At 48.9% G+C, this 15,546-nt stretch carries 11 protein-coding genes; 4 read left to right on the top strand and 7 right to left on the bottom strand.

Annotated features, from left to right (window positions below):
* The first annotated feature begins 149 nt into the window (after nucleotides 1–149).
* Nucleotides 150–2,450 (top strand): efflux RND transporter permease subunit, encoded by a 2,301-nt coding sequence (locus ABXT62_RS05165; protein ID WP_415357535.1) that lies wholly within the window; start codon nucleotides 150–152, stop codon nucleotides 2,448–2,450.
* A 320-nt stretch (nucleotides 2,451–2,770) separates the two neighbouring features.
* Entirely contained in the window at nucleotides 2,771–4,249 is a 1,479-nt protein-coding gene (locus ABXT62_RS05160; protein ID WP_415357534.1) for a carotenoid oxygenase family protein, read from the top strand.
* Between the two features lie 47 nt (nucleotides 4,250–4,296).
* Here ABXT62_RS05160 and ABXT62_RS05155 read toward each other — a convergent pair whose 3' ends face one another.
* The 6 genes from ABXT62_RS05155 to ABXT62_RS05130 form a co-directional block, all read right to left on the bottom strand.
* A complete protein-coding gene (locus ABXT62_RS05155; RefSeq protein WP_415357533.1) occupies nucleotides 4,297–6,546 on the bottom strand; it encodes a hypothetical protein in 2,250 nt (749 codons plus the stop codon).
* Nucleotides 6,547–6,725: 179 nt separating this feature from the next.
* Nucleotides 6,726–7,298: a DUF2889 domain-containing protein gene (locus ABXT62_RS05150; protein WP_415357532.1), complete on the bottom strand. Its 573-nt coding sequence runs from the start codon at nucleotides 7,296–7,298 to the stop codon at nucleotides 6,726–6,728.
* 207 nt (nucleotides 7,299–7,505) lie between these two features.
* On the bottom strand, nucleotides 7,506–8,441 hold the full coding sequence (locus ABXT62_RS05145; protein WP_415357531.1) for a zinc-dependent alcohol dehydrogenase: 936 nt from the start codon (nucleotides 8,439–8,441) through the stop codon (nucleotides 7,506–7,508).
* A 97-nt stretch (nucleotides 8,442–8,538) separates the two neighbouring features.
* Nucleotides 8,539–9,381 (bottom strand): sugar phosphate isomerase/epimerase family protein, encoded by an 843-nt coding sequence (locus ABXT62_RS05140; RefSeq protein ID WP_415357530.1) that lies wholly within the window; start codon nucleotides 9,379–9,381, stop codon nucleotides 8,539–8,541.
* Nucleotides 9,382–9,570: 189 nt separating this feature from the next.
* Nucleotides 9,571–10,839: a cytochrome P450 gene (locus ABXT62_RS05135; protein ID WP_415357529.1), complete on the bottom strand. Its 1,269-nt coding sequence runs from the start codon at nucleotides 10,837–10,839 to the stop codon at nucleotides 9,571–9,573.
* Nucleotides 10,840–11,093: 254 nt separating this feature from the next.
* The gene (locus tag ABXT62_RS05130; protein WP_415357528.1) at nucleotides 11,094–12,050 is read right to left on the bottom strand and encodes a thrombospondin type 3 repeat-containing protein; all 957 of its coding nucleotides are present in this window, start codon (nucleotides 12,048–12,050) and stop codon (nucleotides 11,094–11,096) included.
* A gap of 480 nt (nucleotides 12,051–12,530) precedes the next feature.
* Here ABXT62_RS05130 and ABXT62_RS05125 point away from each other — a divergent pair, with 480 nt between their 5' ends.
* Nucleotides 12,531–13,010: a thioesterase family protein gene (locus ABXT62_RS05125; RefSeq protein ID WP_415357527.1), complete on the top strand. Its 480-nt coding sequence runs from the start codon at nucleotides 12,531–12,533 to the stop codon at nucleotides 13,008–13,010.
* Nucleotides 13,011–13,030: 20 nt separating this feature from the next.
* A complete protein-coding gene (locus tag ABXT62_RS05120; protein WP_415357526.1) occupies nucleotides 13,031–13,807 on the top strand; it encodes a glucose 1-dehydrogenase in 777 nt (258 codons plus the stop codon).
* A 41-nt stretch (nucleotides 13,808–13,848) separates the two neighbouring features.
* Here the strand turns inward: ABXT62_RS05120 and ABXT62_RS05115 are convergent, their stop codons facing one another.
* On the bottom strand, nucleotides 13,849–15,405 hold the full coding sequence (locus ABXT62_RS05115) for an alanine/glycine:cation symporter family protein (RefSeq protein ID WP_415357525.1): 1,557 nt from the start codon (nucleotides 15,403–15,405) through the stop codon (nucleotides 13,849–13,851).
* Nucleotides 15,406–15,546 lie beyond the last annotated feature (141 nt).

Genomic DNA, 15,546 nt, shown 5'->3' with positions numbered 1-15,546 from the left:
TTTATGCATAGCCCATCGTTTAGGCCTCCGCGCCGTTCACTCTGGCGGGCAGAGTGTGAGCTTACTGCGACGGGTTGGCAGGTAAATTTCGCAGGTTAATCTTACCTAGAATATGGTATAAACACGCTCTCAGGTCTATTGGCAATTCCATGGCACGTTTGATCAATTTCCTCCTGTCGCAGCGTTACCTGCTTGCGACCCTCTCTATCCTGTTGGGTGGCGCTATCTCGCTGGGCGCGCTGAAAACGACAATTAATAGCAGCGATGATGCTATTCTCAGTGAAGATGATCCCTATCGATTGGAAGTCGCCCAGGTCAACAAAGACTTTCCTCCTAGCACGTCCGTTCTCTTTGCCTTCATGTCACCCGAGGGCGATGTGTTCAATAGGGATATGCTGCAAGCGATGCAGGATCTCACCGACCGCTATACGGATGTGGAGTCGGCAGTCTCTGTGGCCTCGCTTATCAATCGCCGCCTCGATGCAGTGGATGCCGATATTCACGAACGCGACTACCTGCTGCCAGAACTGGATGAGCTGACAGCGCAGGATCTGGTCAAAATTCGAGAGATAGCCCTGGCGGATAAAGACCTGACTCAGAGCATGTTATCACCCGAGGGTGATATGGCATTGGCGGTGATCAAGTTTCACGCCACCTCCGAGGAACAAGCGACACAGCTGCGGATTGCGAAAACGGTCATCGACCTGCGGGACTCCCTGCGCGAGCAATATCCCGAGCAGAATATTTATGTGCTCGGGCGCATTCTCTTTGAATACGATAGCTACAACGCCCAGATCAAGGATGCAAAATACCTCTTTCCGATCGTCATGCTCACCATCCTCGGCTTGATGTACTTCTGTCTACGCTCGCTGTCGTTTGCGCTGGCTATCGCCGTCGTATCTGTAATGTCGGTCGGTTTGACCGTTGGCACCGTCGGCTGGGCGCAAGTACCCTTCAACCAGATATCCAATATGGGGCCGCTGGTGGTCTTTATGATCGCCATGGCCGATTCAATCCACCTTGTATCGGTGTATTTACAGGGCTTGCACAAATCACTCAGTAAGTTCGAAGCCCTACGCGAGAGCCTGCGTGTCAATATACAACCAGTGACACTGGCGACAGTGACGACGGCGATGGGATTTCTTAGCCTCAACTACTGTGCATCGCCCGGTATCTACGGGTTTGGCAATGTCGTCGCTATGGGTGTGGTGTGGGCTTTCCTCGTGACGTTTACCTTGTTGCCCGCGCTTATCCTATTGTTACCCGTCAAAAAGGTACCTGAGCCCTTGGGCGTGAAGGGCTTTATCAACTTTGTCGCAAAGCTGGTGGCCAACCATGGCAAACGACTGTTCTGGGGGAGCCTGCTGCTCATTGTCGTCACGTTTGCGATGCTGCCACTCAATAAGGTGGACTTTGACCGCTTCAGCTTTATCGATAAAGATTCGGATTTCCACACGGTCATCTCAGCGCTGGCCGAAAAAATCGGCAATGACCAAAGCCTGGTCTACAGCATTAATAGCGGCAAGTACTATGGCATTACCGAACCTGAATTCCTGCGTAAAATTGAAGAGTTTAGTATTTGGCTCGAAGAACAGCCGCAAACCAGTTTTGTTACCAGCTACACAGGCTTTCTCAAAAACCGCAACATGGCCGAGAACGATAACGACCCCGCGTGGGAAGTTTTGCCGGAAGACAATTTGCAGATCATCGATTACTTGGTGGGCTATCAGCTTGTGCAGGAAATCGAGCCGCAGCTAGAACCTATTTTTAATTCCGAATATTCCGCTATCCGCATGGTCGTCGGCACCTCAAACCTTTCCAATGTACAGTTACTCGACTTCAGTGAAGCGATTGAGGACTGGATTACCCTGAACATGGATCCGGCGTATGACGTTATGCACGGTGACAACAGCATCTTGTACGCGCGTCTCAATAAAATGATTTCACTGCAACTCATGGAAGGCTTCACCCTCAGCTTCCTGTTGATCACAGCCACATTACTGGTCGGTCTGAAAAGTGTGCGCTACGGCTTACTCAGTATGATGCCCAATTTGTTTCCTGCCACTATAGTGTTTGGTATCTGGGGCTTGCTAGTGGGCGAGTTGAGTCCTTACATCCTGATGTTGTTCTCCATAAGTATTGGCCTGGTAGTGGATGATTCCGTCCACGTCTTGAGCAAATATATTGTCGCCCGGCGCGAGGGCGAGTCGCCCGAAGCAGCAGTGCAGTACTCCCTTGATAAGGCAGGTTCGGCAATCACCATTACAACATTATCACTGGCCGTCGGTACCTTTATCCTTGTTTTATCAAACACCTTCTATTACCAGAATGTTGCGCTGTTACTCACTCCGATCATTATCGTCGCACTCTTGCTAGATCTGCTTTTCCTGCCACCACTGCTAGTGCGCTTCGACAATTGGCTAGAGCGACGTAAACCTTCCTCCGTCTGACATCAAGGTTTTGGCCTTTTTGACCCGCTGATCGCTTGCGGCGGCTGACTCAAACTCAATGCTTAACAATGAGAACTAAACTTGCCGGACTCTGTAGGACACGTTCTCGACAAGAAAACTAGCTTTTCAATCAGCAACGCACAAAAAACGCGAAAATCTTCTCCTCCCTCAGGGACAGGCCGCAGTGGGCCACTTGCATTAAACAATTGTCACCTTGTTCTGCGATAAACTGACTTGTGATGCTGAACGCAACGCGGTAACGTCGTCCAGATAAGACAACATGCGTAATACTGATGACGGCCACTATCGGAGGGCGGACAATGCATATAGCGCTGAAACAGAATCTTCCAGACAAAACTCGGGTACTGCCCGGCTGCGAACTACAGGGCTACGAAACCCTGTTCAAAGAGTCCTCTTATTGGATAAACCCTGAAAGCATCGTCGGCGAAATACCTTCCGGTTTGGAGGGCACCCTGTTTCTCAACTGCCCCGGGCGTAACAAGATCGGCGACCAACAATACGGTCACTGGTTCGATGGTGATGGTATGATCAGTGCAGTCACCATCAAGGATGGACGCGTACACTACAAGAATCGTTATGTGCGCACGCCAAAATACGTCAACGAGACCGCTGCACAGAAAATTCTATATCGCGGCGTAGGCACTCAGATCCCCGGTGGCCCGCTAAAAAACATGTTTCGCACGCCGGGTAACGCCGCAAACACCAGCGTCATACTTCATGGGGGTAAGCTACTGGCATTGTGGGAGGGCGGCAAGCCCTGGGAACTGAATCCGACGACACTCGAAACGGTAGGTGAGTACGATTACGAAGGCGGCTTGTCCTCTATGCAACCGTTCAGCGCCCACCCGCGGATCGATCCGCACAACGGTGACCTATACAACTTTGGCGTGTTCGGCATACCGAAACCCAAACTGCACTTTTACAAGATCGGCTCAAATGGAGAGATGGTCGCTAACACCTCACAGAGCGTTGGCGACTACGCCATGTGCCACGATTTTGCGATTACCGAAAAGTACGCGGTCTTCATACTGTGCCCGGCATTTATGCGTACGCCATTTAGGTTCCTGCTGGGTTTACGCAGTATTTTCGAGTCCATCGAATTCGATAACAGCGAGAATACCAAGGTGATCGTGCTCGAGCTGGCAACGGCCAAGATTGTCAGGGAGTATGAATTGGACTGCTTCTTTGGCTTCCACCTAGGCAACGCGTGTGAGAATGGCGATGAACTCTCTGTTGACGCCCTCTGTGTCGACACCATGGATATTATGGGAGGGCTGTCGGATGTCTTTATGGAGCGGGGCGACGATTTTCAATTTCTCGCCAATGGCTCTAGGTTTAATCGATTCACCCTAAATCTTGCAACGGGTGATGTGAGAAAAACCCTGATAGAGGGCGCAGTTGCCGGGGAATTTCCAGCTTGGAATCCACGTTGCACAGGACGCGAAAATCGCTATACCTGGCTGGCTACCATTGTCGAGAATGGCACTCCCTATAGCTTTAATGCGTTTCAGAAGGTCGACCACCAGACTGGGGAACTAAAAATACACGATTTTGGCGAGGGTCGTTTCACGTCGGAACCCAACTTCACACCAAAGGGCGAAAATGCGGCAGAAGACGAAGGTTATCTGGTGTCCATTGTCTACAACCACGCGCGCGAAAAGAGCGAAGTTGTCATTGTCGATGCCAAAGAGTTGCAACATGAACTGGCTGTCATTCCACTTGAACACCATGTACCTTTTGGGTTTCATGGTTGCTTCTACGACGAGACATTTGTATAGCGCAGGTCCACACACCTTTCTCACTGCACACCCTCATATACCGCTGCTCACCTATCACTGAAATTTTGCTGCTGTGTACCTCTACGCTCAGCCCGCTCCCAAATACGAATATAGGCCTCAGCTGTCTTAAACAATGAATTCATACTTTCTTCACTTGCGCCGCCGCGCCTCGCTTCTTCAATCAGGTCAGGATATAAGCCTATATTTGCTAAACCAAATTGGTTAAAGTCGAATACTTGTTCACCGGTTTGTAATTTCTCAAAAACAATGTCACCAGCGAAAGAAGTGAAAGGATACGTCAATGGATCCTCTTGTTCTTGTACACATCTTGAAAGCTCACCAAAGCGTGGCCTATTGTAGGAAGCGAAACCATTGAAATCGTAACTTAAACCTTTTCTGGGTAAACCTGTTTCGGGGTCAACTTGTTCATTAATACTGTTAAAACTAGCGAGTAAACCTGAGCCCCCCTCCTCGTCTCTACAGGCGCTTCCAAGGCCTCTAGACGCTAGCCCATCGATGAGATTAACAGCGGTCTGATCGCCGCCGTGGGTATGCACCGCGGGGTAGTTATTGTCGACTAAGACAGGAATAATATCGTTCAGTGATGCTTTAGGTGTATGTCCTAAATCAATAATCATGCCGAGTGACATCATCTCTTCAATTAGGCTCATGCCAAGTGGCGTAAATCCAGTCCTTTGGCAATGTGATGCTGCCTCTGGGTAAACTGGTAGTGCTTGTTTAGCCGGATCTTTGCTGTCAGAAAGGAGTTCGTTAAGTGTCTTTATACCCGGAATACCTGCAAGTTTTGAGAATATACTTGTTTGCTCTCCCTCTCCGTGAGCTTTCATCCAATATTTTCCAGGTACCTCTTCGCAGGAAACGTAATCGCGCCACTGACCCGTGTTCAAGTAGTCGCCTAGTTCTAAGATTCCTGCATTGCCGTCGCCACTTGAAAAAGCATTTAAAAATTTGTGCGAAGGGAAGAGTGCTCTTACACCTTTATCGTAATAACTGTTTAAACGTTCACGCACCAGTGCATCATCACACGTTTTAAACCCCTCTCTTTCATCAACAAAGCAATTGAAAGGATTTTCGATTTCTATGCCTAGGATGACTGCTAGCTTACCCGCTCTTACAACTTCACGTGCTTCTTCAGGCGAATACACAATTCGAAACCAGCCTTTGCCTGGGCCGCCATATTGTGCGTCCACATAATCCTGCAACTCTCTTACTTTTATCAGCTGATGGTCAACATGCTCCATTTCATTGCAGCTTTTCGATTCGCTATCTCCGGGCAATAATGTTTTATAGGCCTCGCAAACGACCTCTGTCGACTCCATGTACTCAACCATGACTCGCATACCGCCTAGGTAAGCACGCTCTATCCATTTGTAGTATAAGCTCTGGTGAGTTGGCGCTTCGTGAACGTTCCATTCGCTAAGCTTTGGGTATCCATCGGTAAGGTGATCTGGCTCACCCTTTATCAAATGATTGTACAAGTCGGCGCCAAAAGAATCTGGAGCCACATTTCCAGAACCTGATTTATAGGTAACGCTCATTAAATCCTTGGAGCCGTTTTCCCCGTGGTGTTTTTCGCAATCCGCTAAGGCGTGTTCAATGCCAAGCTTATGGAAACTAGCGCCATGAAAAATTTTCCCGCCAAAGCCATGATTTGCGCCGCTATGTTCATGCGCATCAGCAAAGCCCCAAAGCATACCGTTGTCATGTTGAGTTTTCGTGACGGCTCCTACGGCACCTAACTCAGATTCAGGAAAACGGGCACAGCCGCTTGTTGACTTGAAGTTAATGGATACTGCAAAACTAACGTTTTTATTCAAACCTTCTTTCGCTAGCCATGTATTCTCTTTTATATTTTTTAAATGGAATCCATTAGTATTTTCGTCCGCTTGTAGCTCCCATTCCGCCAGCGTTATTAGATAGTTTTTTTCCGGAATGTTCAGGGTCATTTCTGATTCCAGATTGCTAACAAAATTCAAGTGCTCGCCGTCAGCGATCAGGTACTGTTTGTTTTGATTAAAAAGCAAGTAAACACCGAGGGCAGCAGGACGCATGTAGAACTTAACCGCAGAATTTTTATTTTCAGAAAAGCCATAGCCGTTATCTTCTTTAGAAAGATAACTGTCACTCTCGGACACATTAATCAGGTAGCACTGGTTAGCAAACTGATAGATGTTTCCCTTCTCTTCGATACTCGTTTTAGCTGGTTCAGCACTGACAGATTGATAAAATAGCAGCATCACTGCACTAACCACTGTCGCTGAAAAATTGACATTCATGAGTATTGTTGTCCTTTCTTATTTTTCGCCTTAAAAAGTAAGACGTCGTTATTTTTATGACTACGTTAATCTTCTTTTAAAAAGCATAGCCTTCTCTCAGTTATCAGCCATTTTTATCGGACATTGAATAGGCGTAATTTAGCCGCTAGCGTCTTCACCAATGGAAGCACACGTACTGCCTACTCATCTATAGCCAACAGCGGGATATACGCATTAGGAAAGTGTTGTTTAACCCAAGGGCTACTCTCGTGATACGGGTAGCAGGCGTTAAGCATACTCGATTGTATATTACGCTCTTCAGGCGGAGGAATATCCAGCGGCTCGCCAAGCTTAGCTGACCAGCTGGCCTGCATGGCAACCGTCGCCATCTGCGCCAGCATTTCAATGATGTGGGTACAACCGCGGCCTGGCGACATAGCCGCTTTGACCTTCTTATTCCATCCTGGCCCGACCTGCAGGCCCAGCAATCGCGCGAAATTGGGTTCGGCACCGGGACAAAGATCATGGGCACCCTGATCCATGCAGGCCTCAACGTCTACCACAGCGAAAGTGTCGTCTAGACTGATCCGCAGCGACAGGTCATGCACCGGCTCCCCTGCTGCCCGAAAGCTATCCATCATCTGGTGAGCAAACGGTTTCACATCAGTGAGGTGGCCTTCAACATCGAGTAAACCGTCATCGCGCCGAAACGCCTTCATGGTGATTGTCCGGGTGTGTACATGCTCTCTATTGTCTAAAACGGGCAGGGGCACGGCCAGCTCTCCTCTACGATATACGGTTAATGTCCGGGAGCTAGGTTACACGGTCGCCCCCTTACTTACCCACTTATCTTACCCAAAAACGGGGTAGTACCCCATCACTGTGGCCCGAGTCACCGTGCGAAGACCTGAAAAATATCTCGGAATGTCAGCTGGGCTTACCCTTGTGACCTTGCTAGACATTTTGTCAACACAGCGGGGTTAGGCAACATCAAAAACAACTTTGATAGCACCACCGGCCCTATCGGCGGCTGTTGCAAAAGCCTCCGTCACTCCGTCCAGTGGAAAACGGTGCGTGACCAAGCAGTCAGATACATCTGGGTGGCGAAGTAAGATCATTGCTGCTTCATCGAAATTTCGATTAGGGTAGCTGCAATTGTATCCTAGAGAGGGAATCAACTCGGGTTCCTTCGCGTAAAACCCCTGTTCCAGCTCCAAATGTATCCAGGATATGCCGACCAATCCAATACGTCCCAGGGGCTTAATCATCTCGGCCGACTGCTGTAACGAAGCGGAACTTCCAACGGCATCAATTACCACATCGTAATGGCCATCATAATGAAAGCCGGCCCCCAACTTTTCAGCGGCGACTTTCTGGTGATCATGGCGTGCGACAATATCGTAGCTTATTTTTCGCGACCGTAATGCAGCGCCCGTCGCTAGCCCAATAGGGCCGGCGCCGATGACCAGTACACGATCGCTCTCTCGCACACGAGCGCGATCTAAACCGTGGACTGCCACTGCCAGGGGTTCTATCAAACTGGCGATACGAACATCGAGCCCAGTCGGTAAAACGACAAGATTCGCAGCGGGGACAGTGACATATTCAGCCATGCCACCGTCACCCAAAACCCCCATTACGAAAAGTCCAGCCTCACAATGTATACGGTGCCCCTCGTCACAGCTACCACACTGACCACAACCCGTCACGGGTTCTATGGCGACAGCACGTCCGTCCTCAGTAAGCCCAGAAAATTCATGGCCAATAACATGATCTCCAAATGCACCCTGCGCTATCATGTGGATATCTGAACCACAGATGGACGATGACACCACCTTGATTTTTACCCCTTCGGTCTTTGGTACGGGGACATCTAACAACACTGGTTTTTTATCAATGACTTTAATCGCTTTCATGCTAGATCTCTTTACAAGCCGATTTTTCGATACTCACATTAAAATTTATGAAAAGCATTAACTTCGACGCGGTCGAAGACCCGATGTCTTAAACGCTCTATTTGACTGAAGTCAAAAACTGTTGAGTGCTCTGAAAAACGACATTCGCGCGATCTTGTAGCTTTGGAAACTTTTCCATTAAAGCACGAGAGCGGATCTCCAAGCTGATGGGCAGGCTACCGTCAACCGCTTGAAGGACATCCTTGAGAGGTAGCTCGCCCTCCCCCAAAAGTTCTCTCAAAAACAACGCGTCTTCCAATACTCCCTCTAAGCTGTCATCCTGCAAGGCCTCGCTAGCGTCACACATTTGAATGTAAGGGAACAACTGATTTTTATACTCAATAGCATTTTTTAATCTCTCCTGCTGGATTTCTACCAAATCGTGGGCGCAGGACCCGGTGCGCTGTAAGTGCAGTGTGTCGACTAAAATACCCCCTGCGGGATGGGCCACGCCGTCAACGACTTCTAGTGCTTTGGCTAGCGAATTAATCTCAGTAATGGCTAAAAATTCTAACACAACGGAAATGTCGCTTCCGTTAGTTAATTGGCATAAATGTTTAAACCGTTTTTTTGTCTCATGGATATCCTTCTCTGATGACACGCAAAGGATATTTTTGGCGCCGATGCTTTTAGCGATATCCACAAACCGATCATGAGTGTCTATGGGCTCTCCGGGATGAAACCAAACAACCTCTATATCTAAAGCAGTGATGCCGGTTTCAGCGAGGGCCTTTCTAACCTTATCGGTACGTTCATTGGTCCAGGTTTGCAAGTCGCACCAGATACCAACCGCATTAAAGCCAGCTTCAGCAGCGGCATAAACCACTTGATCGGGCGTGAATTCAGGAACAACACCAGCGGCTAGGGATATTAGCCGTTGAGATTCTAAAGATTCGTTCATCGACTGTTGCTCCCATGATTAATGCTGTAATTCATTACTGCTACATATGGGATAGCATAGTTTTTCGGCGAACTCGTCATTCATCACACAGTTAGTCGAGACTGCTGATCAGGCCATATTATGACCCTGAGGTGCTAACGCTACATAGACGCTAGTCGACAGGCGTTTTACACCACTGAACAGGCTTCGTTACGCGACCTCTCGCTCTGCACCTGCAGTCTTCACTTCAGGATCAAACGTAATATCCATGCGTTTAATGCCATTCACCAAAGCAGAACGCGTATACGTTATCGCTCCTGCTAACTTGGGGTTACGAAGCCGCGGGATAATTTCCTGCATAATAATTAGCAGCTCTAAACGGGCCAGATGAGACCCCAGACAGAAGTGTTGTCCCACGCCAAATGCGCGGTGCTCCTTATAGAGGTCGGGCATGCGCTCCGCACGTCTCACATCAAACTCCATTGCATCATCACCGAACACCGTCTCGTCGTGGTTGACCGTATGATAGTGCATAATCACCTTATCACCGGCTTTGATTTCATGACCCGCTACCTCAGTATCTTCTAACGCAGTGCGTCGCATAAGGATAAATGCGGTGTTGTAACGCAGCATCTCCTCACAAGCACCCGGAATTTTGTCAGGATTATCAACTAAATATTGCAGCTGATCTGGATGCTGCATCAACATCCGCATGCCGTGACTGGTGATGGTTCGTGTGGATTCGTTACCCGCAGCGATCAACATTAGAAAGAACCAGACAAATTCATCCTCCGTCAGTCCTTTATCTCCGCCTTTGTCCGTTAGCAGTGCACCGATAATATCGTCCTTGGGGTTTTCTTGATGTTGCGCAGCAAGTTTCATCGCGTATTCTATGATGTGTAAGGATGCTACCTGTGCTTCTTCTTCCCCCACTGACATGTCTGGGTCTTCACTGAACATCATCGTATTCGTCCAATGAAAGAAATCCTTTCTGTCTTCAGGCGGGATCCCACACAGCTCGAGAATCGCCAGCAACGGCAGCTCAGCCGCGACCTCTTCGACAAACTCACACTCGCCACGGCTAGCGACCTCATCGATAATACGTTTGGCGTGTGCTCGAAAGCTGCCCTCATATGAATCGACCGCAGACGGACTAAAGGAGGTGCGTACTTTACGGCGATTCTTCAGATGGCGCGGAGGGTCCATATTGATTGTCATGTTGCGATGAATACTCGTCATTTCCTCTTCAGTCCATTCCTCGACCAGAACACTCCGGGCCTCACTGGAGAATATCTTGGGATTTTTCGAAATATAGTCGATTTCGTCGCGGCCAGTAATAAGCCAATAGGGCACTCCCCTGATATCGTCTTCCATATAGTGCACCGGACCATCATCCCGAATCCGCTTCAGTTCTTCATAGGGCATTCCATTGGCATAGGTTTCGGGGTCAATTAGATTAGCGAAGGGGCAAGTACTCATCATTTTCTCCACATTCATTTAGGTGTAATGGGCTACAAGTCGCAATTCCTAGTGTCTAGTGTAGTCCCTACTTGGAAAATTCGATAGTCGGTACGTTAAACTGGTGTTGGTTTTCAACGCTACGCCGTCCATCAGAAAGCTGAAGATTTCATGGCCAACATCATCGTAGCTAAAAGTGGACATCAGCCACATCAATTTTCCGGCAAAAAAAAGCCCGCTCCATGGGAGCGGGCTTGGGGAGTGACTAGAGCCGTTTAGCAGCCGGTCGAAGCACAGAGATCGCCAACACCATCTTCATCAACATCTGATTGATCAGGGTTGGCAACTAGAAGACAATTATCAATGGCGTCTCCCACACCATCACCGTCGCTATCCGTGAGGTAGGCAGCATTATAGTCTGGATCTTGGTCGTCGATTATCTCTTGAGCAATCGGGTTGAGGTCAATGCTGTATGTTGGTCCGTGAGGATAGTTCGTAAGGGGAACACCGTAGATACTAGCCAACCATACTAAGGTTCCCTGACTTATTAAGATGTCTCCAGGGTGTCCGAGATTGTCTCTGAATATTGATGTCGCCTTTGCTCCCTGCATCGCGGTTATCTCAGGCAGGTCACCAGCGGTGTAGTGCCCTCGCAGTTCAACCGCAGATTGTCCGTAAGGAATGGAGTAGATGTCAGTATTGGGGAATAGGCTTCTGAGTTCGTCAATGAATGTATACCAACTGGGTTTGTACGCTTCCCATATTGCTGCATAGAGTTCATCCGTAAATGCTGACGGTTGTGGAATCCAAGGCAGAGCGATAAAGAATCGTGTAGAGGGATTCTTGTCTAACGCATAGTTGATCCAATCGACATATCCAGTTTTCTCTGGGTAGTCAGGGTGGTACGTCATGCCGAACAGTTCAACATCCCCCGTGTCTAGCGCGTTAGTGATAGCGAGTTTCTTGGAAGCGTTGTTCCAGAGAGCTTCAGGTGCTCCAGATGCGCCACCAGAGAACACAATAGTTTGCGAGTGCCCTGCTATTCCAGCATTAGCAGTGTACTCAGGCATTAATTCGGCATACGGCTTAAAGAAACTATGTCCCATGAAAACAGCGTTCATGCCATCTGCAACCCCTTGGGCCTTTGCCTTAGAGGCATAGACGGTAAGGCTAAGACCGATGACTACTATGGTCATCAACACTGTCAGAAACTTAATCCCAAAGATACGCATACGCAAAAGCCTAGTCAGCAAGTAATTTAGCAAACGTGGGCGCCGTGTGTGCTGGTAAGCATAGGCGTTGACCCAAGAGTGTCGCGGAGTTTCTCCTCGCCGGCACAAAAACTCTTCAGTAGACACCCTCACGGCACTCACCACACCCAACATATCACGCCCGCAAGTCATGTAAATAGTGACATGCAGAGATGCAGGAAGCAACCCACTTTAACCGCCAGTCTAAAGACTACCGGGAGAGTCTCAATCGGTATTATTACTTATTCAGACCCGCTGCGCTGTAGGTGCTAGAAGTTGGACTCTACTGTCACCGCATCGGCACCTAAATATATAAACAGACAACCAATAAAAATATCCCCAAGCGTTGGCCCAGTGCGACAAGCCGGATACAATCAAGTGTGTACTGTGCGGCGTGATGTGTGATTTCTTATAACACTTACTACCCGCTCCAGTGTCAAAATCTAACAACAGGCCGCAGCCATGCCAGACACACTGTTATTCAACAGTACTGCAGTAGTAAAACCTGAGTGGATCGACTATAACGGTCACATGAACATGGGCTATTACCTGGTGGCATTCGACCACATTGCCACCGATTCCTATTTCGACTTTCTCGATATCGGCATTGCACACCTGCAAACCAGTAACCACTCAACATTTACCCTTGGCTCCAATATCGATTTTATCCACGAGGTCGTCGCCGATGACGCGCTGCGCTTCACCAGTCAACTGGTGGATTATGACAGCAAGCGGTTGCACTACTTCCACACTATGTACCATGCTGATGAAGGCTATATTGCCGCTACGAACGAGTGTCTAACAATGTATATAGACATGGAGACACGACGCGGTACAGGTTTTACCGAAGAGCAACTGCAGCGCTTTCAAGAGCAACTTGACCTAGGCAAACATCTCGGCGTGCCCGCTGGCTTCGGCCGCAACCTAGGTATTCGCCGCTAACCGATTTACCGGAGATTGCAATGAATCGTAGACTGGAGAATAAAGTAGCACTGGTAACGGGCGCTGGCAGTGGTCTTGGAGCTGCCACGGCAACTCGCTTTGCCGAAGAAGGTGCCCACGTCTTTCTCACCGACATCAACCTCAACAGCGTTGCAAGCATCGCCACAGCTATTACTGACGCAGGAGGTAAGGCCACCGCCCGGCGTCAGGATGTTACCGATGAAGCTGACTGGGATGTCTTAATGCAGGAGATTATTACCGCCGAGGGGCACCTCGATATCCTCGTGAACAATGCCGGTATTGTCATCACCGGCACTGTAGAGAGCACCAGCCTTTCCGATTGGCGAAAAACGCAAGCCGTCAACCTAGAGGCAGTATTTATGGGTACTCGCGCAGGCGTGTCGGCCATGAAAGTCAACGGCGGCTCGATCATCAATATCTCTTCCATCGAAGGTATTATCGGTGAGGCACTTACCGCAGCCTACAACGCGAGCAAAGGTGGAGTGCGTATCTTCACCAAATCAGCCGCCCTGCACTGCGCGAAGGAGGACTACAACATTCGCGTCAACTCAGTACATCCGGGTTATATCCTTACACCCATGGTCACCGACGGCATTGGCAGCCTAGCCCCAGAGGTTGCCGCAGAGATGCACGCCAATCTGATGCGGGAGATACCCTTAAAAACCATGGGCGAACCACTCGACATCGCCAACGGCTGCCTGTTTTTGGCTTCAGAAGAGTCTAAGTATATGACTGGCTCTGAGCTAGTGATCGACGGGGGGTACACCTGTCGCTAGCCGGCGACTTGTGAATGCCGTTTCCGAAGTGCTTATACCCTCTAGATATCTAGACTCTTGCTCTTTCGCAGGTTCTGAATTTCACCGCTTTTCAATCTAGCCTGATAGCTCTTCAGTTCACGCTTGATGATGGGTGCCAGAATATACAGGCCCAAAATATTCGGCAAAGCGATTACAAAAACCAACGCATCGGAAAAATTCAAAACCGCGTCCAATTGAATCATGCAGCCTAAGGCACCAAAACTACAAAAAATAACTTTGAATATAACCTCGGCTTTTTTCGATTCTCCTAAGATATAGGTCCAGCCCTTCAATCCGTAGTAGGACCAGGACAACATAGTGGAAAAGGCAAATAGCACCGCGATAAAAGAAAGCGGTATCGTAGACCAGCTCAGCGTGCTGCCGAAAGCTCTAGATGCGAGTTCTATGCCTTGTATTCCGCTGTCAGCGAGACTCGGCTCATATACCGTTGTGATAATCACAAGGGCAGTCAGTGTGCAGATCACAACGGTATCGATAAACGGCTCCATTAAGCCCACAAACCCTTCTGTAGCAGGCTCGTTAGTGCGCACCGCAGAGTGTGCAATCGCGGCCGAGCCGATGCCAGCTTCATTGGAAAATGCGGCGCGTTGGAATCCCATGATCATAATGCCCAGCATGCCGCCCCCCATGGCAGTCGGATTAAATGCCTCAGTGACAATTGCCGTGATAGCCCAAGGCAATTTTTCGGCGTTAAGAGCAATCACCAGTAAAGAGCCGACTACATACATCAGGGCCATGAATGGCACCAGCTTACTGACAACACTAGCGATACTCTTAATCCCTCCTATGATGACAAAACCCACTGTAACGGCCAGAGCTATCCCGAATAACCAGCCCTTGTCCTGAAAAAAACTGTCAGCGCCACCGGTGACGACTACGAATTGTTGGAACGCCTGATTAGACTGGAACATATTGCCGATGCCGAGGCAGCCAATCACGATGGAACATGCATAAAAATAAGCCATTGGCTTTCCCAGCCAGCCAAGGTTGCGTTCCTTCAGACCCTCTTGCAGATAGTACATCGGACCACCAGAGACACTACCATCAGCGTTGATCTTCCGGTACTTCACCCCAGCCACACATTCCGCAAACTTCGTCGACATGCCAAAGAAGCCCGCTATCATTAACCAGAAGGTTGCACCTGGACCGCCGATACTTATCACAATGGCGACGCTGCTGATATTGCCGATACCTACTGTGCCGGAAACAGCGGTAGCCAGCGCCTGAAAATGAGAAACTTCACCGCGATCGCCCGGTTTAGCATAATCACCGCGCAACAATTGAAACGCGTGCTTGAAACCGCGCAGGTTTATAAAACCAAAATAGAAGGTAAAAAATACCGCCGCCGACATGAGCCAGAGAATGATCAACGGCAGCTGACTGCCAAAGATTGTCACCTCATAGAAAATGAACCCTGCAACGGCATCCGTAATAGGTGCCATTGCTTCATTGATACTGGCATCGATGCCTGCAGCGGAAACCGACAGACTTAATGGCAGAAGTAATGCCGCAAACAAAAACCTGCAGGTAGCAGAGGCTTGAATAGGATTTTCCATAATTTCTTCTCATACACTATTAGCCGACAGTTTCTCAGCATCGGCTTACTGATACAGCTAACCCCAAAAAAATAGTCGCTTCGCACGCAAGACTATCAATTGCCGTGTATAAACAAAATTAAAATTTTCTAAAAAGAAGCG

This window comes from Halioglobus sp. Uisw_031, from assembly GCF_047729875.1.
Classification (GTDB): Bacteria; Pseudomonadota; Gammaproteobacteria; order Pseudomonadales; family Halieaceae; genus Marimicrobium.
The sequence above is the reverse complement of the archived record's forward strand: the minus strand, read 5'-3'. Positions and strand labels throughout refer to the sequence as shown.

Bases quoted from the DNA above. Each gene is read 5' to 3' on its own strand.
- ABXT62_RS05165 (WP_415357535.1), top strand. From the start codon at position 150: ATGGCACGTTTGATCAATTTCCTCCTGTCGCAGCGTTACCTGCTTGCG.
- ABXT62_RS05160 (WP_415357534.1), top strand. From the start codon at position 2,771: ATGCATATAGCGCTGAAACAGAATCTTCCAGACAAAACTCGGGTACTG.
- ABXT62_RS05155 (WP_415357533.1), bottom strand. From the start codon at position 6,546: ATGAATGTCAATTTTTCAGCGACAGTGGTTAGTGCAGTGATGCTGCTA.
- ABXT62_RS05145 (WP_415357531.1), bottom strand. From the start codon at position 8,441: ATGAAAGCGATTAAAGTCATTGATAAAAAACCAGTGTTGTTAGATGTC.
- ABXT62_RS05140 (WP_415357530.1), bottom strand. From the start codon at position 9,381: ATGAACGAATCTTTAGAATCTCAACGGCTAATATCCCTAGCCGCTGGT.
- ABXT62_RS05135 (WP_415357529.1), bottom strand. From the start codon at position 10,839: ATGAGTACTTGCCCCTTCGCTAATCTAATTGACCCCGAAACCTATGCC.
- ABXT62_RS05130 (WP_415357528.1), bottom strand. From the start codon at position 12,050: ATGCGTATCTTTGGGATTAAGTTTCTGACAGTGTTGATGACCATAGTA.
- ABXT62_RS05125 (WP_415357527.1), top strand. From the start codon at position 12,531: ATGCCAGACACACTGTTATTCAACAGTACTGCAGTAGTAAAACCTGAG.
- ABXT62_RS05120 (WP_415357526.1), top strand. From the start codon at position 13,031: ATGAATCGTAGACTGGAGAATAAAGTAGCACTGGTAACGGGCGCTGGC.
- ABXT62_RS05115 (WP_415357525.1), bottom strand. From the start codon at position 15,405: ATGGAAAATCCTATTCAAGCCTCTGCTACCTGCAGGTTTTTGTTTGCG.